This is a genomic window from Croceitalea marina (genome assembly GCF_042684265.1).
Taxonomy (GTDB): Bacteria; Bacteroidota; Bacteroidia; order Flavobacteriales; family Flavobacteriaceae; genus Croceitalea; species Croceitalea marina.
In genome coordinates this window covers 132,016-154,400 of sequence record NZ_JBHULB010000006.1, presented here as the reverse complement: position 1 = coordinate 154,400, position 22,385 = coordinate 132,016, and the positions used below count along the sequence as shown (strand labels likewise).

At 36.9% G+C, this 22,385-nt stretch carries 15 protein-coding genes; 7 read left to right on the top strand and 8 right to left on the bottom strand.

All coding sequences use genetic code 11. The features are described 5' to 3' along the window. Nucleotides 1-12 precede the first annotated feature (12 nt). Nucleotides 13-3,657, top strand: coding sequence for an ABC transporter permease/M1 family aminopeptidase (locus ACFSQJ_RS02735; protein ID WP_377765341.1), 3,645 nt, complete (start codon nt 13-15; stop codon nt 3,655-3,657). Between the two features lie 76 nt (nt 3,658-3,733). Here ACFSQJ_RS02735 and ACFSQJ_RS02730 read toward each other — a convergent pair whose 3' ends face one another. Together ACFSQJ_RS02730 and lysA are read right to left on the bottom strand one after the other, a co-directional pair. Continuing rightward, entirely contained in the window at nt 3,734-4,243 is a 510-nt protein-coding gene (locus ACFSQJ_RS02730; protein WP_377765340.1) for a thioredoxin family protein, read from the bottom strand. Between the two features lie 60 nt (nt 4,244-4,303). Further along, nucleotides 4,304-5,545 carry a diaminopimelate decarboxylase gene (gene lysA / locus ACFSQJ_RS02725; protein ID WP_377765338.1) on the bottom strand — a complete coding sequence of 414 codons (1,242 nt, stop codon included), beginning with the start codon at nt 5,543-5,545 and terminating at the stop codon, nt 4,304-4,306. A gap of 158 nt (nt 5,546-5,703) precedes the next feature. On the opposite strand from lysA, the gene ACFSQJ_RS02720 reads away from it, so the two are divergent. From ACFSQJ_RS02720 to ACFSQJ_RS02695, 6 genes are all read left to right on the top strand, one after another. Next, complete coding sequence (locus ACFSQJ_RS02720; protein WP_377765336.1) at nt 5,704-6,345, top strand: LON peptidase substrate-binding domain-containing protein; 642 nt, start codon at nt 5,704-5,706, stop codon at nt 6,343-6,345. A 90-nt stretch (nt 6,346-6,435) separates the two neighbouring features. Further along, nucleotides 6,436-7,629 carry an ADP-forming succinate--CoA ligase subunit beta gene (gene sucC / locus ACFSQJ_RS02715; RefSeq protein ID WP_377765335.1) on the top strand — a complete coding sequence of 398 codons (1,194 nt, stop codon included), beginning with the start codon at nt 6,436-6,438 and terminating at the stop codon, nt 7,627-7,629. 166 nt (nt 7,630-7,795) lie between these two features. Further along, complete coding sequence (locus tag ACFSQJ_RS02710; protein ID WP_377765334.1) at nt 7,796-8,122, top strand: hypothetical protein; 327 nt, start codon at nt 7,796-7,798, stop codon at nt 8,120-8,122. Between the two features lie 105 nt (nt 8,123-8,227). Then, nucleotides 8,228-8,629 carry a TerB family tellurite resistance protein gene (locus tag ACFSQJ_RS02705; RefSeq protein WP_377765332.1) on the top strand — a complete coding sequence of 134 codons (402 nt, stop codon included), beginning with the start codon at nt 8,228-8,230 and terminating at the stop codon, nt 8,627-8,629. Between the two features lie 115 nt (nt 8,630-8,744). Then, a complete protein-coding gene (locus ACFSQJ_RS02700) occupies nt 8,745-9,170 on the top strand; it encodes an Hsp20/alpha crystallin family protein (protein WP_377765330.1) in 426 nt (141 codons plus the stop codon). Between the two features lie 176 nt (nt 9,171-9,346). Further along, complete coding sequence (locus ACFSQJ_RS02695; protein ID WP_377765329.1) at nt 9,347-9,901, top strand: hypothetical protein; 555 nt, start codon at nt 9,347-9,349, stop codon at nt 9,899-9,901. A 2-nt stretch (nt 9,902-9,903) separates the two neighbouring features. Here the strand turns inward: ACFSQJ_RS02695 and uvrB are convergent, their stop codons facing one another. The 6 genes from uvrB to ACFSQJ_RS02665 form a co-directional block, all read right to left on the bottom strand. After that, the gene (gene uvrB, locus ACFSQJ_RS02690) at nt 9,904-11,892 is read right to left on the bottom strand and encodes an excinuclease ABC subunit UvrB (RefSeq protein WP_377765327.1); all 1,989 of its coding nucleotides are present in this window, start codon (nt 11,890-11,892) and stop codon (nt 9,904-9,906) included. Between the two features lie 44 nt (nt 11,893-11,936). Beyond that, nucleotides 11,937-13,667 carry a T9SS type B sorting domain-containing protein gene (locus ACFSQJ_RS02685; protein WP_377765326.1) on the bottom strand — a complete coding sequence of 577 codons (1,731 nt, stop codon included), beginning with the start codon at nt 13,665-13,667 and terminating at the stop codon, nt 11,937-11,939. Between the two features lie 58 nt (nt 13,668-13,725). Further along, nucleotides 13,726-16,437 carry a T9SS type B sorting domain-containing protein gene (locus ACFSQJ_RS02680; RefSeq protein WP_377765324.1) on the bottom strand — a complete coding sequence of 904 codons (2,712 nt, stop codon included), beginning with the start codon at nt 16,435-16,437 and terminating at the stop codon, nt 13,726-13,728. A 27-nt stretch (nt 16,438-16,464) separates the two neighbouring features. Continuing rightward, entirely contained in the window at nt 16,465-17,298 is an 834-nt protein-coding gene (locus ACFSQJ_RS02675; protein WP_377765323.1) for an ABC transporter permease, read from the bottom strand. Between the two features lie 6 nt (nt 17,299-17,304). Continuing rightward, nucleotides 17,305-18,201, bottom strand: a complete 897-nt coding sequence (locus ACFSQJ_RS02670; protein WP_377765321.1) for an ABC transporter ATP-binding protein — start codon at nt 18,199-18,201, stop codon at nt 17,305-17,307. Between the two features lie 105 nt (nt 18,202-18,306). After that, entirely contained in the window at nt 18,307-22,350 is a 4,044-nt protein-coding gene (locus ACFSQJ_RS02665; RefSeq protein WP_377765319.1) for a LamG-like jellyroll fold domain-containing protein, read from the bottom strand. Nucleotides 22,351-22,385: the final 35 nt, after the last annotated feature.

The following is a 22,385-nucleotide window of genomic DNA, read 5'->3' as shown; positions in this document are numbered from 1 at the left end:
AATTTTACAATTATGTTTAAAGAAATATTCTTATTCGAAATTAAGTACCGTTTAAAAAGACCAGCCACTTGGGCTTACTTTGGTATACTGTTATTATTTGGGCTTTTTGTGGCTATAGGTGATAATGGTCCGGCATCCGAAAAGGTGTTTGTGAATGCTCCGGTTGCAATTGCAACGACACTCGCTACCATAAGTATTTTTGCGATTATGATTGCAAGTGCGATAATGGGGGTACCTGTATATAGAGATATTGAACACAAAACCGAGAACTACTTCTTTTCTTACCCCATTACGGAAAAAGGATATATACTGGGTCGCTTCTTTGGTTCTATGAGTACGCTATTTTTAGTGAGTATGGGCTTGCATATTGGTCTTATTGTTGGGGCTTTAATTGGGCCGTATGCCGGATATGTAGAGGCAGACCGCTATACCTTTCTTAATCTATGGCATTATATACAACCTACAATAACCGTTTATTGGACAAACCTATTTTTTGCTGGTTGTATCTTTTTTGCTTTGGTAAGTTTAACAAAACGGGTGATGTTGGCCTATGCCGGGGGTGCCATATTGTTTATTACCTATCTGGTAACCTTAACACTTACGCAAGACATTGAAAATAAAACATTGACCAGCTTGTTAGATCCTTTTGGTTTTACAAGTCTTAATAATATTATTCAATATTGGACTCCTGAAGAGCAGAATACCCGACTGATTCCTTTTGAGGGAATGTTATTATGGAATCGTTTGTTATGGGTTGGTATAGGCGTAGCCTTGTTTTTATTTACACTATTTAAATTTGATTTTCAATCCTTTTTAAACAAGAACTTTAGCAGTAAAAAGAAAAAACTGGTTGCAGATGAGGTTAAGAGTAGCGCCGCATTGACTAAAATTCCATCGGTAGCCAAGGCCTTCTCGAGCAGTTTAAACATAAAGTTGCTTTTTAAGCTTGCCTTTATGGAGTTTAAGAATATAATTTCAGATAACTTCTTCAAAGCTATTTTTATAGCGGCGGTGGCCTTTTTGTTTTTTGACGGTTGGTTCGGTGCGCCAATTTATGGAACCCCTTCTTTGCCTTTGACCTATTACATGTTAGAGGTGAAAAACTTCACGTACATCATTTTGATTTTTATACTTATTGTATTTATGACCGGTGAGGTTTTGCATCGTGAAAGGGGTGTGAATTACGATCAGATTTTTGGGTCATTGCCAATTCCTAACCGAATTGTATACGGTTCAAAATTCCTTGCTTTGGTAATGGTGAGCTTTATTTTGGTCAATATGATTTTGGTCAGTGGGGTTCTAAATCAGGTTCTGAAAGGGTACTTCAATTTTGAGTTTGATAAATACTTTACCGATTTATACCTTTTTGAATTTCCGAAATACATCAGTTTTGTGATGTTGGCCTTTTTTGTTCATTCTATAGTTACCAAGAAGTTTTTGGGCCATGTGGTCGCCATCGCTATTTGGACTGTATTATTTGGACTTAATGCCATGGCCGATATTGATAATAACCTATACTTGTACAGTTACGCTCCAGGCTATACCGTTAGTGATATGAACGGTTTTGGTCATTTTGGGAAGGCTCTGTTATGGTTTAAAACGTATTGGTTGGCATGTGGGGGTATTTTAACGGTTATTGGTTATTTATTTTGGAAAAGGGGTACGGATTCTGGAAGAAAAGCAAGATGGAGCCTGGCTAAAAGTCGTTTAAATTCAAAATCAATTGGTGCCTTAGTAATATTGCTCGCTGTTTTTATCGGTACAGGAATCTTTATAAACAAGAATACAAGAACAATAAATAATTACAGAACGGACGATGAGGCAACTATAGGCAGAGCCAATTACGAGAAGACTTTAAGACAATACAATAAAATTGCTCAGCCGAAGGTGATAGATGTAAAACTGAATGCAGATTTAATTCCCGAAGAACGTTCTGCAAATATTAGCACAGTGATGACAATGGTAAACAAGACCAATGAGACCATCGATAAGCTTCATTTAAATTGGGGTGCTGAGGGCTTATTGAAAAAAGAGGTCACACAATTTTTAATAGAAGGTAAAGAACCTAAATTGGATAAGGAATATGCAGATTATGGGTATAAAATTTATGCTTTTGATACACCAATGGCACCGGGCGATACCCTAACAATGAAATTGGCTGTTTCTTCCGGATATAAAGGATTTCCCAATGAAGGTTCAGGTTCTTCTATTGTATATAATGGAACTTTTTTAAATGATGGATTTTTCCCTTCTTTTGGGTATAGTAGTCAAGGAGAATTATCAAGTGATCAAGACCGTAAAAAATACGAATTGCCCGTTAAAGATTATCAGCTCCCAGAACAGACAGATGAGTGGGGTACTAGTAATTTGCTGTTTAATGATGATGCAGATTATATCACTTTTGAAGGCACTGTAAGTACAGCTCCTGATCAAATTGCAATCCTTCCAGGATATTTACAAAAAGAATGGGAGCAAGATGGAAGAAAATACTTCACATACAAAATGGAGGGCGAACTTGATTTCTTTTATAACATATCATCTGCGGCATATGCGGTGCACCGAGAGGTTTGGACAGGTAAAAGAGGTGAGCAGGTAAATATTGAAATTTTCCATCACCCTTCGCATACCTATAACTTAGATCGTTTCGTAAACGGAGTTAAAAAGTCCATGGATTATTTCACTGAAAACTATGGTCCTTATCAGTATCGTCAGATACGTATTTTAGAGTTTCCAAGGTATAGCACTTTTGCACAGAGTTTTCCCAATACCGTGCCTTTCGCAGAAAGTTTTGGCTGGGTTGGTGACTTTAGTGACCCTAATAATTTGGACTATGTATTTACCGTTACTTCGCATGAGGTAGCCCATCAATGGTGGGGTCATCAAATAACACCATCGGCGACCCGAGGAGCCAATCAAATTTCTGAAACGATGGCAGAATACTCTTCGTTAATGGTAATGAAGAAAGAGTATGGCGTAGATGCTATGCAACGTTTTTTGAAGGAAGAGTTAGACCGTTACTTGCGAGGTAGGGCCAATGAGGGAAAATTTGAAAAAACACTTTTGGATAATGATACCCAGTCCTACGTTTGGTATCGTAAAGGAGGTTTAATTTTATACGCCTTACAAGATTTGATAGGAGAAGATAATTTGAATAGGGAGTTTAAGGCCTATACAGAGGCCGCTCGTTTTAGGCCAAAGGCCCCTTTTACCACCACACATGAATGGTATGATTATATGAAAAAGGCAACGCCTGATAGTTTACAGTATTATTTAGAAGATAGTTTTGAGAAAATAACACTGTATTCTAATAAGACTACAAGTGCAACATATAAAAAGAAAGATGATGATACCTATGAGGTTCGCATAGATGTAGAGAGTAGCAAAACCTATTTTGACGGTCTTGGAAAAACTTTAGAATCGCCAGATAAACCTAACTATTTAGAAGTTGCTGTTTTTGAATCAGATACGACCAATGCAAAAGGTTTAACCGTAAAACGGCCTTTAGCATTGAGAAAAGCATGGGTTACCCCGGGTACTTCTTCATATACGTTTATAACAAAGAAACTGCCTGTAAAAGCGGGAATAGACCCCTATAACAAAATGATTGATCGTATACCTGATGATAATTTAATTCCGGTCGAAGAATCAGATGATTAGGATTGCAATCTTGAATTAATCAATAAAAAAAGCATCCTTTTTTGAGGATGTCTTTTATGTTTGTTAAAGCTGTCAGCTATTTGCCTATGCCAGCATAGCTTTTCCAATCTTTCTCTTTATAAATATTTTCTCCAAAATAACGTGCAATTTGCATAAAGGGTTCTACTTTTTGGTATCCTGGAACAGGGGAAAGCATACCAAAGTTTTCATCTAAAAAAACTACTGTTGGGTAGCTCATTTTTCCTTGTAATAAGGCAGCTGCAAACTCATGATAGCCACGTCGGCCTTGTGGCACAAACTTAAAATTTTTACCATTATAGGTGATATCTTCTTTTCCTTCGGCATCCAACTTTACCATATAAAAATTAGCTTTCATATAGGCGGCTACCTCCGGATTTTGAAAAGTATCTTTGTCCATTTTCTTGCACCATCCGCACCAATCCGTATAAACATCTACAAATATTTTTTTAGGATTCTTATCGCTTTTCGATAGGGTATAGGCCTCATCCCAAGAAAGCCAAGTCACCTCTTGGGCCGTCAGAGATACCGTAAAAATAAACAGCAATGAAAAAAGCACTTTTTGCATAACAAAAATTTGAGTTTTTAGTCTTAAGACTATATAAAACCTAACGAAAATTATGCCATATTATTTCGCAACAAGCTTCTCACGTTTTACATCAAACAAATGCTTGGCATCCACTTGGTTGTTTATTATGTCATCAAAGGTTTCCCTTTTCCGTATTAAATGGGCTTCATTATTGTACCATAAAACTTCGGCAGGTCGGTAACGAGAATTGTAATTGCTGGCCATGGTAAAACAATAGGCCCCTGCATTTTTAAAGGCCAAGATATCGCCTTCCGATATTTCGTTTATAAGTCTGTTGCTTCCAAAAGTATCCGTTTCGCAGATATAGCCTACAACAGAATAATATCGTTCACGTCCTTTCGGATTTGATACATTAACTATTTCATGTTGCGATCCATAAAGCATGGGTCTGATTAAATGATTAAATCCAGAATCTACGCTCGCAAATACTGTTGAGGTGGTTTGTTTCACCACATTTACTTTTGCCAAAAAGAAACCAGCTTCACTTACCAAAAATTTTCCAGGTTCAAAAGCTAAAGTAAGTTCTTTGCCATATTCTGCACAGAATTCGTTAAAACGGGTTGTTAATTTCTTACCCAGTTCTTCAACATTAGTCTCGATATCTCCAGGTTTGTACGGTACTTTAAATCCGCTGCCAAAGTCAATAAAGTCTAGGTCTTTAAAGTTTTTAGCTGTCTCAAAAAGAATTTCCGAAGCATATAGAAAAACATCAATATCTAGAATATCACTACCTGTATGCATGTGTATTCCGTTGATATTCATTTTTGTGAGCTCCACAATGCGCAATAAATGCGGTATTTGATGTATGCTTATCCCGAATTTTGAATCTATATGCCCAACGGAAATATTTGAATTGCCGCCTGCCATTACATGAGGATTAATACGAATGCATACAGGCACATCTGGATGCTTGCTTCCAAACTGTTCCAAAACCGAAAGATTATCGATGTTAATCTGCACTCCTAATGTGGCCGCTTCTTCAATTTCTTCTAACGACACCCCGTTTGGGGTATAGATAATTGATTCTGGTTTAAAACCGGCTAAAAGCCCCAGTTGTACCTCTTGAATAGATACCGTATCAAGCCCACTTCCTAAACTATTCATCAATCGTAAAATAGAAATGTTAGAAAGTGCTTTTGCTGCATAGTTCAATCTTAGTTGCCCAACACCTTTAAACGCATCGGTTAGTCGTTTAAATTGCGAACTTATCTTTTCAGCATCATACACATAGACCGGAGCTCCATGAGTTTTTGTTATTTTAAGTAAATCTGCGGACTTCATACCTTCTTTCTGTTTTTGATAAAATTAAATTTCGAGCAACTAAAAAGCAAAATTAATTCACAAAAATAAATAAACACAACAATTTGTTATAAAAATAACAATAATTAGAATTGTACTTTTTAACCTATGTTCTTATTTTTAGCAAAAATATTCAAGCCATGCAACTGCCGTTATTTCCGTTACAATCTGTTTTCTTTCCAGGGGAAACTGTACCTCTTCATATTTTTGAGGATCGTTACAAACAATTGATCAATGATTGCAGGGCAGAGGCCATGACTTTTGGTATTCCCGTTTATATCAACGACAAATTGGAATATGGCGTTGAGGTTCAACTAGTAGAGGTGGTAACCACTTATGAAGGCGGGGAGATGGATGTAACCTGTGTGGCAAGGCAGGTCTTTAAGGTACTCACTTTTGATAATGAAATGGACGGTAAGCCCTATGCTGGTGGTACGGTGGAGTTTTTGGAATCACATTATGACGCCGATGAAGATTTGCGTCAAGAAGTATTGGGTAAAATTGAAGAGTTATACGATTTAATGGCGGTTCAACTTCCACAAATAGCTATAGACAAGTTTAATAGTTATGCTTTTGCCCATAAAATGGGATTGTCCTTTGAACAAGAATATGAGCTGTTGCAACTTACCAATGAAACCAAAAGGCTAAACTATATTAGAGAGCATTTAGATACTACAATAACTGTTCTAAATCAAATAAATAGAACCAAGGCCGTAATTGAGATGAACGGACACTTTAAAAATTTTGATCCATTAGATTTTGAAGACTTCAAGGTGAACTAGTTTAGCTCTTGGTCAAATACACAACTATTAATTGTTAATTGTAAAAGTGGTTTCCTATTTTTGTGCCACAATAAAAACAGTACTCGTCATATGAATCTTCACGAATATCAGGGAAAAGAAATTTTAGCAAGTTTTGGTGTTAGAATCCAACGTGGAATTGTAGCCCATAATGCAAAAGAAGCTGTTGATGCGGCGAAACAGCTAACGCAAGAAACAGGCACAGGTTGGCATGTAATAAAGGCACAAGTTCATGCAGGCGGTCGCGGAAAAGGTGGTGGTGTCAAGTTGGCAAAAAACCTGAAAGAAGTTGAAGAACTTGCGGGAAGTATCATAGGAATGAACCTAGTCACTCCTCAGACCAGTGCCGAAGGTAAAAAAGTGCATCAAGTTTTGATTGCTGAAGATGTATATTATCCCGGCGATAGTGAAACAAATGAATTTTATATGTCGGTGTTATTAAATCGTGCAACGGGCAGAAATATGATTATGTATTCTACAGAAGGTGGAATGGATATCGAAGAAGTTGCAGAGAAGACGCCACACTTAATATATACAGAAGAAATCGACCCTGCTACCGGACTTTTAGGTTTTCAAGCTAGAAAAATTGCCTTCAACCTAGGGCTTTCAGGTACTGCTTTTAAAGAAATGACAAAATTCGTTGCTTCTTTATATAGGGCATATGTAGAAAGTGATTCTAGTATGTTTGAAATAAATCCAGTTTTAAAAACGTCTGATGACAAAATCATGGCGGTTGATGCTAAGGTTTCAATAGATGATAATGCATTGTATCGCAGAAAGCAGTACGCAGAAATGCGAGACCTGCGTGAAGAAAACCCAATTGAAGTAGAAGCACGTGCTGTAGGATTAAATTATGTTGATTTAGATGGAAATGTGGGTTGTATGGTCAACGGAGCTGGTTTGGCAATGGCCACTATGGATTTAATTAAAATGGCCGGGGGCGAACCTGCAAACTTCTTGGATGTTGGTGGAACAGCTGACGCAAAAAGAGTTGAAGAGGCTTTTAGAATTATTTTAAAAGACCCTAACGTTAAGGCCATATTAATAAATATTTTTGGTGGAATTGTACGTTGTGATAGGGTCGCTCAAGGCGTGGTAGATGCGTATAAGAATATGGGTGATTCCATAAAAGTACCGATTATAGTGAGATTGCAAGGTACCAATGCTGAGTTGGCCAAAGAGATTATAGATAATTCTGGTTTAGCCGTGCATTCTGCGGTTCAGTTTCAAGAGGCGGCAGATAAAGTAAAAGCTGTTCTGAGCTAAGACAGGATCAAATTATAGGATTTTAAAAAGGGTGAAGCCAATTGGCTTCACCCTTTTTATTTCTTTAAAATTCTGTTAAAATCATTTTTTATTGTAACAATCATAATCTTAGGGAGTCTCTTATGTATATTCATCAATTTTATTAATCACAAAAAACGAAATTATCATGAGAAAAATTAGTCTAGTACTAGTAGCAGCTTTATTGCTTTCAGTTAGTAATGTTGTAGCGAATGACTACAACCCAGAAAACCCTACAAAAAGAATATCATTTCAAATTCACAAGATGTTAAAGGATAACAGCTTTAATATTAGTGACGATTTAACGGCCGATGTAAAATTCATTATTAATGGCGAAGGCGAAATCGTGGTTTTATCGGTGACCACATCTAATGAAACACTTGAAGGTTTCGTTAAAGGAAGACTTAACTACAAAAAAGTAGACAATGCCCAAGAGGGTAGAGTTTATACGGTTCCTGTCAGAATCGAAGCATAACATACTGTAGTTATTTGAATTAGCTAGAAAATCCCAAGGAAACTTGGGATTTTTTTATACTAAATAGGCGCTACATGGAGTTATAATGTAGAATTAGCTGTAAATATGAGTACCTACCAAGAAAAATTGAGTATACTTTCAGAGATGATTGCCTTTGCACAGGTGGGTAAAACCATAAAACAATCTGAGTATGATTTTTTGATTGGTGTCTCTAAAAAACTTGGTGTTGATAAAAAAGCTTTTGAAGAATTACTACATCAAAAGGTTGAAAAGAAAATACTCAAAAGTCAAATTGATAGAATAGTTCAGTTTCATCGCTTGTTACTTTTAATGAATATCGATAAACGTCAAACAAAGACTGAAATTACAAGATTGCACAATATTGGTCTAAAAATGGGGCTACCGCCATCAGCTATTGATCAGGTGCTGGAAGTAATGCACAAGTATCCAGACAACATAGTTCCTTCTAAAGTTCTAATCGACATATTCAAAGCACATTACAATTAAAAAAGTGACATATTGTCATTATTAATCATGTTAATAGCGTCATAATGGCACTATAATGATGTTGGTACATAATTTGTCCTTTGCTGTGTGAAAGTTTAACTAAAAATAAAATCACATGAGTATAGTAAAGAGAAACAATATGTTATTTCCGGCATTAATGAACGATATTTTTAAACCAGATTGGTTTGGAGGAATGGAAAATTTAAATTCTAATGTTCCTGCTGTGAATATTTTAGAAAATGAAACTGGTTTTGAACTAGAACTTGCCATTCCTGGTTTTAAGAAGGACGATTTTAATGTAGAGATCGATGATAATGTACTTACCATATCATCAGAATTGAAATCTGAAAAAGAAAATAACGAGGACAATTATACGAGAAGAGAATTCTCATACACCTCTTTTAAAAGAGCATTTACTTTACCTGAAACTATTGATGAGGCTAAGATAAATGCAAATTACGAGAATGGTATTTTACGATTATCATTGCCTAAAAAAGAGGAAGCTTTACCAAAACCAAAACGTTTAATAGAAATAGCATAAAGAGGTTACAAAGCTATTTGGCTTTGTGATGGTTTGTTTAGTTGGTTAGTTGAAAAAGTACTGTTCGTTAGAACAGTACTTTTTTATTTAAGTGCAGTTTTTAATGATATATTAGAGTTTTAATATTTACAAACTTGAGTAATCTTAGATTTTCTTTATCAATATTCTTTGTATGTATGTTTTTAGTGACTACAGCACAAAATAGACCAGCAGAAGTTTTTCTTAAGAATGGAACTGTTCTTAAAGGGCTAGGTAAGCTTACTGCAAGTAATCAGGTTAGGTTTAGAACATCTAGAAAATCTGAAAAACAGCTTTTTTCTTTTGCAGATGTCGATACCTTAAAGGTGTTTTATGACAACGAACCAACGGTTTATGTCTGTGTAAAGGTTAAAGATAGAAAAGAGACTATGGTATTGGAAGTTTCTCAGTCAGGAAAAAATGTAGTTCTTTATACTTTGGAATCTCAAGGATATATGGTGAGTCCGATGGGAGCTGGGGGAATGCCAATGGGAGGTAGTTTTTATAGTATTTCAAATTCTTATGTTCGTAAAACGGATGAAGAGGAAGCAGCTCATTTAGGCTCTAATCAACTATTTACAAAGAATTTTAAAAAAGCTGCTGCAAATTATTTTAATGATTGTCCACAGCTCGTTCAAAAAATAACTTCCAAAGAGTTAAAGAAGAGAGATTTAGGAGAAATTATTAAGTTTTATAATGAATCTTGTGATTAATTTTATTCTTTTTCTTGAAGCATTTTTATTTCATCCCGCAGCTTGGCGGCTTCCATAAAATTCAATTCTTTAGCCGCTTTTTCCATAGCTTTTCGCTTATCGCGAATCATTTTTTCTTTTTGATCTGGGGTAAGATATTCTAAATCAGGTTCAGCAGCTCGGAGTTCTTCTTTTTGAAAATGATAAGTTGAGACTGAATTTTTTGCCAAGGCACTATCCAAACTTTTATTTAATGCTTTAGGTACTAGATTGTGTTTTGTATTGTAAGCGATCTGTTTTTCACGACGGTAATTGGTTTCATCTATTGTTTTTTGCATACTGTCCGTTATTTTATCAGCATACATTATGGCCAGTCCATTCAGGTTACGTGCAGCGCGACCAACGGTTTGTGTTAGCGAACGATTACTTCGTAAAAAACCTTCTTTGTCCGCATCTAAAATCGCTACCAAAGATACTTCGGGCAAATCCAAGCCTTCTCTTAAAAGGTTGACTCCAATAAGGACATCAAAAATACCTTTTCTTAAATCCTGCATAATTTCTACACGTTCCAAGGTGTCAACATCACTATGAATGTAACGGCAACGGACATCTATTCTAGAAAGGTATTTGGTCAATTCTTCAGCCATACGTTTCGTTAAGGTAGTAACCAATGTACGTTCATCCAATTCTACACGTTTTTGAATTTCTTCGATCAAATCATCAATCTGATTTAAACTAGGTCTGACTTCAATAATTGGATCTAACAATCCTGTGGGTCGTATTACTTGTTCTACATACACGCCTTCACTTAATTGTAGCTCATAATCTGCAGGAGTTGCGCTTACGTAAACAGCTTGATTTTGGAGTGCTTCGAATTCCTCAAATTTTAAGGGTCTATTATCCATTGCGGCAGGAAGTCTAAACCCATACTCAACCAAATTTTCTTTTCTAGAGCGGTCTCCACCATACATTGCATGTACCTGAGGAATGGTAACATGGCTCTCATCGATTACCATCAGATAATCATCTGGGAAATAGTCGAGCAAGCAAAAAGGTCTTGTTCCTGAATCCCTGCCATCTAAATATCTAGAGTAGTTTTCAATACCGGAACAATACCCTAATTCACGAATCATTTCAAGGTCAAAATTAGTTCGTTCTTCCAAACGTTTTGCTTCCAATGGTCGACCGATTTCCTTAAAGTAGTCAATTTGTTTAACCAAGTCATCTTGTATTTGATGTATCGCATTTTGTAAAACATCCGGTGATGTTACAAACATATTGGCCGGGTAAATATTTAGGTTTTCGTAAACTTCAATAACCTTATTGTTAAACGGGTCCAAAGCCTCAATTTCTTCAATTTCATCACCAAAAAAATGGATTCTAAATGCATGGTCCGCATAACCTGGGAAAACATCCACAACGTCGCCCTTTACCCTGAAATTTCCATTTCTGAAATCAGCTGTTGTGCGCGAGTATAGACTTTGAACTAACTGATGCAGAAACTTGGTTCTGGAAATTACCTGGTCTCTATGAATGGAGATTACATTTTTTTGAAATTCTACAGGATTGCCAATTCCGTATAAGCACGATACCGATGCAACTACCAATACATCCCTTCTTCCTGATAAGAGCGAAGAAGTAGTGCTAAGACGGAGCTTTTCGATGTCCTCATTGATAGATAAATCTTTCTCTATATAGGTTCCGCTTGTCGGAATATAGGCTTCAGGTTGATAGTAATCGTAATAAGAAACGAAATATTCAATAGCATTTTCAGGAAAAAACTGTTTAAATTCTGAGTAAAGCTGGGCGGCAAGGGTTTTGTTATGTGCCAAAACCAATGTGGGTCGCTGAACCTCTTCAACTAGGTTTGCAACGGTGAAAGTCTTACCTGATCCGGTAACCCCCAATAAGGTCTGATGCTTGTCTTTCGCACGCACCCCATTAGCAAGTTGCTTTATGGCTTGAGGTTGATCCCCCGTAGGTTTAAATTCTGAAACTACCTTAAACTTCATAAAGTAAAAGTACTAAAGGGATGAAGGAAAAGAAGAAGATTTTGCTATCTTTTTAAGGTAAAAAATCCTTGTATTTCGCGTTGGGTATCATCCACGGCCTTAAACCAATATCCTCCGGAAGGGAGTGGCTTTCCATTGAAAGTGCCATCCCATCCAATAGACTTAGGATCTACTTGTGCCAAGAATTGACCATAACGGTCATAGATTTTGATGGTTAAAAGAAATACCTCTTCAGAATTAGGGGGCTGGGAAAATTGCCAAAAATCGTTTATAGTATCGCCATTTGGGGTGAAAAATTTTGGAAATCCATCCCTTATTGAATCACTTTTTATTTCTTCAGATACAGTGCAATTTTCTTCATTTATGTCTCTAACGTAGACTGTGTTATCACCCAATGGAGCGTTCCGAAAAACATTACTAATTTGATAAGGTCCATTAATGTCATTTAGGGCAAATTCATATTGACTATCTCCAGTAACCGTTAAGGTAAGTATAAGACTATCTTCATTTCGTTCAACATTGACATTTTCGATAAGTGGACCAGGTATGACTTGAACTTGAAATTCTTTTGAAGTAGTACAGGGAATAGCATTACCATCTGGATCTGCAAAATTGCTAACCTCCAACCTGTAAAAGCCACCTTCAGAAATTTCAACTTCTTGTGTATTTGAAATTACGGCTATTTCGGTGCCAATTGAAGTTGTACTTACCCATCTATAGTTTTCCGCATTCACATCTGTAGTTAAATTGAAAGATGGTGAGTTTTCACAAATATTAAATGTATTTGGAAAATCAAATTCTGGAAACAATGTAATGAATTCGCCGGTTAGCCTATCTAAAAATGGTCCACACCCTATTGCAGTAGAGAAGCTTTCTTGTCCACAATTTATAGCCTCACCCAATTCATTATATGGAGTTATTGTCACGAATATAGTTCGGTTTGGTTCAAAATCTAATACTAAAGTACTGTTGGTTGAAAAATTTCCATTATCGAGAATATTTTTATCCTCAGGAGTCGTTCCAATAGAGACAAGATACCCTGTAGCACCAGGTACTTCTGTCCATTCTAATATTGGAGTTAATGGCACATCGCTATCTCCATTTCTAGGTGATATTAGAGTCGCACACCCCAAATTAACTACAATCTCTGCTGTAGTAAATGTTTGTATACTACAATTTGTAGTCATCCCGATTCGGTTCAAAGCAATTATTTCTACGAATATTTCGGTATTGGTTGGAAGATTAGCAGGGGGATTATAAGTTAAAATATTTCCAACAGGGATATTATCGGCGATATCGGTACCTCCTAAAGTTGTGCCTATGGACAAAATATATGACGTCGCTCTTGCGCTATAATTCCACGTAATGTTTGTACCAGCGTTCACTTCAATAGCCCCATTTAATGGCCTGTTCAGTGTGGTGCATTCCGGGGTTTCCGAAAAATTCTCTGTAGTAAAAGATAGGCTAGTACAAATAATATCGTCAAGATTATCAAAGAAAAACAATGTTATTGTAACATATATCTCAGTATTTTCTGGCAAGCCAAGTGGAGGAGTAAAAAAAGTTGCACTACCCACCAAACGATTTGAAATTATATCATCACCTCCGGGAGTAGTTCCCAATGAAATTCTATAACCCGGTACACCAGCAACCTCCTCCCAGACTATTGTAGATTCTACTGGTACGTTGGTCTGACCGGCAACTGGATTTAGTAGGGCGGGGCAGGATTGAGCAAAAGTTCGTCCAATGCCTAAGACAGTGATTATAAGAAGCAATTTTTTTAACATTTGATAAAAGTCAAACCCTTTAATTTACAAAAAATACCGATTTAAATTATCTTTTTAACGCAAAGTGGCCTTTAAATATTCTTCCATCTTCCAAGGTGGTTCTAAACCAATAATCGGCTTCAGGTAAGGGATTATTATTATAAGTACCATCCCAACCTTCAGAAGTTACATTAAATAGCGCAACTAAGTTTCCATATCTATTGAAAATGGAAATCGTACTATTCGGTTGAAATTTTGAATTTAGACCAATGATTTGCCAAGAATCATGAATTCCATCGCCGTTTGGCGTAAAAAATTTTGGGTAACCAACAACAGAAATTAAATCTTCAGTGATACCACAATTATTTTTGTCTTGAATAAAAATTGAAAAGATTCCCGGTTGAACATCGGTAAAAATATTCGAATCTTGATAGCTCGTTCCGTCCAATGAGAATTCATAATCACCATCACCTGAAACTATAATTTCTACAATGTTATTATCGGAAATATCTTGAATATTAATGTTGTCAATAATGGCTTTATTCGAGGGTAATACCTCAAAACGTTTGGCATAAGTACATTCATAAACCGCTCCTCCTTGAACATACTTATATCCTATTTCCAATTCATATAATCCAATACTATTAACTGAAAGTTCTCTAGCATTACTTAGATCAAAAGATGAACTAGCATTCACCTGTCTCCATCTATAAAGATCAAACCCATCAGGTGCTGTAATTATTTCAGGAGGGCCATCGGTACAGAACAGCATTTGCTCGGGAAAATCAAATTTTGGAGTCGGATTAATTACTAAATCTACTTCTAAGGTATTTACACATTGATTGTTATTTTCTATTCTGGCATATACTGTGTTCGGCTCACTATTATAAACTGTGGCAATCGGTTCTATTTCAAGCGTTGCGTTGTTTCTGTTTTCATAAAAAGACACTTCAAAGTTTTCTAAGGTCGCAGTATCAATGGCATCCAATAGATTAAAATTGCCATTTAGAATTAAATCATTTGGGTTTTCATCACAGGTATAAAGAGTTCTCTTACTATCATTACTTGTAAGGGTTGGAATAACTTCTAGATTAAGTTCACCAATGCTTTCACAACCGTATTCATTGATTTTCTTATAGTATATAGTGCTGGTAAATGGATTTATATTTAGATACCCTACCGGCTCTTGTATAAAATTATTATTATCGCTATCGGTTAAGGTTTCATAGAAAAAATAAGAATCGTTATCGATGATGATCTGTTCAAGGTTAAAAGTAGTAATTCCGTCTTGAGAGTCAATTTCATCGATATCGCATTGTGATAAAAATATTGTCGGAGTTTCCGGTAGTTTGTTAACTGAAATCAAAGCCTCGCCAATAATCGGGCATGTATTGATGTCAGGTAAAATTATTTCTAGGCTATACCTACCAGAGTCCTCAGGGAGTGCGGAATTTATTTGCAGAGTAGCACCGGTATTTGAAATCGGCACACCATCTTTTTGCCAGTTGTAAGTAGCTCCAGCGATTAGCTCCGCTTCGAGAACAAAACCTTCATTTATGCAAATGGATAAGGTATTGCTTTTTGTTCCATCCGTATTTTTAACCAGGGAGGTTTTATCAAAAAACGATTGTATAAAAGGCGGTAAGCCTTGCGTACCATTTCGCCCATTAAGAGTAATGGCATTGTGTAGGTAATTTGCAGCTGTTCCTTTTTCATCAGGATTTTGAATAACTCCTAAACTTGGGGTGCCTCTAAAATAGTTTTCGGCTATGGTCCTATAAATTCTGCCATCTGATCCCAGTTGCAGGGCCCCACGAAATATTGGTCTTTCATCGATTATGATTTGAGAACCTTCAACATCATTTTGTGAAATGTCAAATTGAACAAGAGATGATGTATGTGTGCCAACTTCGCTTGCAGGAGCATTGTTTGATGAATGTACATATAAAAATTGCTGATTTGGGGAAAATTCTACCCCATAAGGAAATGGATTATCGCCGTTTATTGAAAGTACTAGTTGATTTGAAACAACACCGACCTCTTTATCAAAGTCATATAAAAATAGACCATCGTTAGAATTAGCACTTACAAGTTTACTTCCATCCGCATTAAATTTCATGGAACCTCTCGCATCACCTATTTCAATATCGAAACTACTCCTTATAGAATTTTTTTCTACCCCCGAAGTATTAACTTCGAATGCATGGTAGGTATTATAGGCAGCTTCAGAGCCATTTTCTGTCGAAAAGGCCATAACCCAAATCGACTGCTCAAAACAGTCTTTTACAACTGCTGTGATTTTTTCTGAACAATGGTCGAGCAACCTTACATTTTTTTCTACTACTTCCCCATTTCCATTATTCAAGGTCATATCAACTAAAGAATAGTTGAGTCCACGATTTGGATCGTCTTCAGCAATAGAAGTGTCAACGGTAAAAATATAAAGTTTTTCAGGGTCTTGAGGTTTTGGAACAATAATGGCTGATTGCGTGCTTGAAGGATCTCCGAATAACCCATTCCCATTGGGCATTACTTCATGGTTTTTGGTATATACCGTTATACCATCTGTGTAAAATAGTAAATCTCCAAAACTGTCAGATATCGACGCACAGCCTTCAAAAGTATCGATTTGCCCATCAGTCAGGGGTATTACGGTACCATCATTTTGGAATTGTATACCAGCCCTGTTTCCAAAATACCAATTAGAAGTTTCTCCCTGAGCTATTAATAGCAACGGGAAAAAAAATAGTATTCCTATCCAAGCACTTTTTTGAAACATTTTTGAGTATATGCAAAAAGCAATATACTACAAATCTCTTTTCTTTAATAGTGCATAGGATAAATAGATGAAAATTGCTGTCCAAGCGAGAACAATTAGAATTTCATACCAGTGAACGCCGTAATTAAGTGTAATTTTTTCACCAACTTGATCGGCTACGGTTTGTACGGCTTCCAATCGGGTAATAGGTTCTTTTATTAGATTGAACATGGATTGTAATGGAAAGAAACCCATTATGGTGTCAGTGGTATCGGCATCGAATAGTTTCCATCTGATTAAACCTCGTGTAATACCTTCTACTATTTGCCAAATTACCAGAAAACCAAGCGCAAACGCAGATCGCTTTACAAATATTCCTAGAAAAAGACAGAAAGAAAAGAAGCCCATTAATTTTATGAAAAAGGCAAACACAAATTCCAAATCTGAAAATATTATCGATAGTTCGTTGAAATCAGAATAGATCAAACCCAATATGAGTGATACAACGAATACAAAAAGTGTCGATATCAAGGAAAAAGAAACAACCGTTAAAAACTTAGATAGGATAAATTCTTTTTTTGAGAGACCGTCTATTAAGTTCTGTTTTATGGTCTTGTTACTGTATTCGTTTGCCATCATAGATACTATGATAATGGCAAGGAATAGTTTGAAAAAGGCCGTTACAAAAGTGTTGAAATGCCAGATGTATGGAAAGTTGAAAATACCTATTTCGGCCAAATGAAATTTTATAGGCCCAATATCAAACTTTATTGCTGCTACTAATGCAATCGATGTCAAAAGAACAAAATAGGATATGATCAGAACTTTACTAGCTCTATTGTTCCAAAGTTTTATAAATTCTATCTGTAATAATCGTACCATGGCTAGTTAGTTGTTTTTGGTTAGTGTCAAAAATTGTTCTTCTAAACTTTCTTTGCGTTTTACAAGGTGTGAAAGCACTAAACCTTTCTCAAATAACACTTTGTTTAATTCTTCAGCATTCATCTCTTCTTTTAAATATGCTGTAAGAATTCCATTGTTAGCTTCTATTTTACCAAAACTTGCATTTTTTTCCAAAAGCGATTTTAATGCTTCCATATCATTAGTTCTTAACTCAAAAAAGCCATGACTTGCAAGCATACCATCAACTGGACCAGAATACAATTTTTCTCCTTTTCGGAGAATAACAACGTGGCTGCAAACCTTTTCTACCTCATCTAAAAGATGTGAGGCCAATAGAATAGTAGTCCCTTGCGAGGCTATTTTTTGAATGATTTCTCTAATCTGATGAATTCCCTGAGGGTCCAATCCATTTGTGGGTTCATCCAATATTAAAATTTCAGGATCATTCAATAGGGCAGAGGCAATGGCCAAACGTTGTTTCATACCCAAAGAGTAGGTTTTAAACTTACTGGCCTTTCTATCCAAAAGACCGACCAATTCTAATTTTTCAAGAATTTTATCTTGAGAAACCTCTTTGATTTTACAAACCAATTTTAGGTTTTGCTCTGCGGTCATATAAGGGTAAAAGTTAGGCCGTTCAATAATGGCACCAACTTTTTTCAAAGCTTCATGGGTTGAGGTATTTCCATCAAACCAACTAAATTCTCCGGCTGTTCTATTGACCACATTTAAAATAATGCCCAAAGTTGTTGATTTACCACTTCCATTTGGGCCTAGAATGCCATAGACATTACCTTTTTCGATGGTAAACGAAAGGTTTTTTACAGCGGTTAAATGGCCAAATTTCTTGGTAAGGTTGGTTACGGTTAGTATTGTTTCCAAGTTGGAGTTCGTTTTTGATTGTTATACTAACTTGACGACCTTGAATACAAATTGTTACATAACAGGTTGGAATTTCTTCTAATAGTTAAGAATTACGATTGAGTCTTAGTTCTTTTTAACCCTAAACGTTATTCTACGATTAGTGATTACGGTTCTTGGACCAACAGTTAGTGTTACTTCATCAGATATTACCTCATCACATACATAATTGCCATTACTTCCCGTAACAATGACTCTATACACATATCCATTCATACTAGCATCTGCGGATATCACTGTTAGGGTAGCGGTTGATGTACCTGAGTACTCCGTACCATTATTGATATTGTTAAAGGTCGCGCCTTCATTGATACTCACCTGCCATTGATAGGCAGCGGCACTGGTTGTAAGGTCAAAAACTGCATTTTCTGATGAGAATACCTTTTCATCTTCAGGTTGAACTGAAATGGAAGCTCCTACGCCGACCTCTTGAAAGGTATAGTTTGTTGAAGTAGTGCTTATTGCAGGAGTCGTTGTATATGTGTTGCCAGCCCCATTAATACCTGCGGATATTACTAGTCCATTTGTATTGACGTCTGTATTAGTTATGACTCCTCCAAATGTTCCGTCGTTGTTACTATCCGTGCCAAAAAGTGCATAGGCCTCATCGGCATCAGCACAGTCATCATTATCACTATCAGTATCTAAATAGTCTGGTACGTTGTCATTATCCGTATCCCAGAATATTTGTGTGAAAAGGCTGTTAATTTCTGTTTGTGTCAAAGCTGTTGGATAGTGTACTATTTCATCCATTAAACCATTGTAGTAATTAATATCGGAAGAATCGAAACTATCTCCGCCATTAGTGCGACCAAAAGAGTGTGCGCTACTATGAGATGATAAGGTGCCAAAACCAGTGTTGAGTGGTGTAGTCCCTATACCATCAAGATACATGATAACTGTACCATTTTCGTAAGTAAGTGCTAAATGATGCCAATCCCCATCATTGGGAAAAGTTAAACTAGGGATATCGATTTGAGTATTGCTTTCCCTGAATGCACTTTGGAGGCTATTATTGTTAAGACGTATAGCAAGACCGTTAGTGCTACCACCCTCATCCAGTAATGTTTGAATTCCGGATAACGAACTTGGTTTTATCCAAAAAGAGTAAGTGAAATTGGTAATTGCCTGGTTTAGGTAAGTTCCATCACTGTATTGAAGATAGTCTCCAGAACCATCAAACGATGCTGAGTTAAGTCCACATTTGCTATCTGTAGAAAAAGAAACATTCCCTGCAATTAAATTATGTGAGTTACCCGATATATCATCGGTACTGTCGTTAAGTGGCCAATAACCATCAAAACCTGAAACAGGTGGGTCACAGTTGTATTCATCGGTATCTAAGATACCATCATTATCATCATCAAGGTCGGTACTATCACCGACACCATCACTATCTGAATCAATTTCTAATCTTGCACTGCTTTCTATATTGATACAAACATTGTCTGTATGAGTTACAACAAGCGTATAAATGTTACCGCCCAGGCCTGTCATATCGGATATGTTAAGGGTGTTGGTAGAGGTTCCACTATATACACCGCTATCCGAAAGGGCGACACCATTTTCTTGCCATTGATAAGCTAAGGCAATACTTGTATCAGTTGCTGGCGGTAAGGTATAATTTGGATTACCTGAGCTAAAAGTTTGGGTGCTTTCTGCCGAGGCAGAAGTAATCGTGAAACTAGTGCTACTCCCGTCAATAGCTATTTGATCGGTTAAAGCCGTTTCATCGACTGTTGCCTGAGTTGCAATTTGAAAGGTATTGCCTGTAAGAGAGGTTGCAGTAGCAGGTGTTGTTGTATAAGCATCTCCTGCACCGTTTAGCCCTGCTGAGGTCACTAAACCATTGGTATTCACCTGCGCATTTGTAATAACACCACCATAGCTTCCATCACCGTTACTATCTGTACCTGAACTTGCATAGGCTTCATCAGCATCTGAGCAACCGTCGTTGTCACTATCAATATCTAAATAATCCGGAATGCTGTCGCCATCTGTATCCAAACAAGGTGTTCCGCCACTACATTCAAAACTATCTAAAATACCGTCATTATCATCATCTAGATCGGTCGCATCAAAGACGCCATCATTATCATGGTCACTATTTACAATAAGGCTTGCAGATGGCGAATCTGCAGTTAAATTTGTGTCGGTCTGATCTTGTACATGTGTTGCAGTATTGGTAATGGTTTGCGATTCTTGGGTCAGTGGTAAATCGTCCACAGTAACAGTTAATATTATAGTTTCAAGATCACCAGAATTTAAGGTGCCAATAGTCCAATCGGGGCTCGACCATATTCCAACAGATGGTGAAGCGCTGACCAGCGTTAAACCGCTTGGTAGTATATCGGTAACGACTAAATTGGTTACCGGATTTACTCCAAAACTCTGTATTTCAATAGTGAAGATAACCGTATCTCCTTCAGTAGCTGTGGCCGTATTCGAATATTTATTAATTATGATGTCAGGATTGCAATAATATACTGACATCGGATTGGAATCATAGCTACAGGTTCCTTTTGTCACCCTTAAAAAATAATCTCCTGCCGTTGTTGGTGAGTAGGTAGAAGAAGTTGCCCCACTAATTAGACCGTTATCATCATACCACTGGTATGCATCAAAAGTTTCTCCGCTAGCTACTTCTAGAAAGGCACCTGGTAAACACGTGGTTCCAGAAATTTGAAGGCCTACATCGGGTGTGGTATCAAAACCAGAATAATACCCAGCGACTCCTCGGGCACCATTAAATCCAAAAAAACCAACGGCTATTGGCCCTGTAGATTGTACGCTAACATTACCTGTCAAATTCGGTAAATAAAATGTTTTCCAGTCTGAAGTGCCAGTAACAGCCAAGGAAGATGGCAGTGTTACCGTTCCTCCACCATCTGTAACAATGATGTTACTATCAGGAGTCGTAGTCGAGGCGGTAATGGTCACACCACCTGAAATTGTTATCCCTGCTACGTCGGTAATACTGGGGATATTATCCATAGTGTCCCTTAAAAGACAACTAACAGGTGCAACAAAATTTAAGCCTTGGGTGTAGGCATCGGTAGATCCTCCAACACACTGATAAGCGTATGCATCCTTTGATGTTCTAACATACATATTAGAGCCAACTGCATTCGATGAATAATTGGTGCTAGGAATTTCAAAGAAATCACCTTCGTTTATAGTTGCGATAGGTGTGGCTGATCCGTTTATAAAAATTTGGGTGTTGTTTTGAGTTGCGATAATCAAAGGAAATTCCGTCCAACCATTTGCATTTCCATTTCCCCTAATAAATACATATTCTTTACCCAACCTATTTTCCGGTACGGGTTGGTCAATACCAGCATCGCGATTACTGTTTCCTGCTTGACGTCCAAAATTAAGCGAACCATTACTAATGGCAATAGCTCTGTCTGATTCTATTGAAGCCCCAATCCATCCTCTTTCATGGGCAAGGGTGGGTGAATTACCAATATAAGTTTCAAAAACAAAAGATTCATTTTCATCTAAAGTAATTGTATAAGTATTATCTGTAATTCCGGCCCTATTTGTCCCCACTCGAAATTCGCAATTGGGGTCATAACCAGAAAGTGTGACCGTAGTATTATCCTCTGTGGCCATAATACCAAGCGTATTCGATTTAGAATTTTCTGAACCTAAGTTAGGTACCCCTCCCCATTTAAAGCTTGTGCCTAAAGCAATTCTACCTTTTGATGTTAAGGAAGCTCCCTGCGAACCCGATTGACCGCGATAATTCACATAAAAGTTTTCTCCTCCAGGCGCTTCAAAGCGTAATCCTGAATTTGAGAGCACAACACCTGTGTTTGCATCATCAACTAAGGTTATATTATTGTTTCCGGTGGTTAAGGTATATACTGCGGGCGTTGCATTAGAAATAGAAAATGTCGCTATTGGTGTTGTATTGGTTCCACGATAAGCATTTACAGTGAAAGAAGTAGTTTCTGGCGTTGAAAGATAAATAGCTTGATCACTTATAGCTGCATTGTTTGCCCCCTGGCGTAAAGGTGGCAAATAGTGCAAATCACTCAGTTGCGCATAGCTCCATGTTGAGCACAGAAAAAAAGTGGATAGAACTATCCGTTTAACTGAAATCATTACTGTTTGTTTGGTGACCCTAAAATACCTTTACG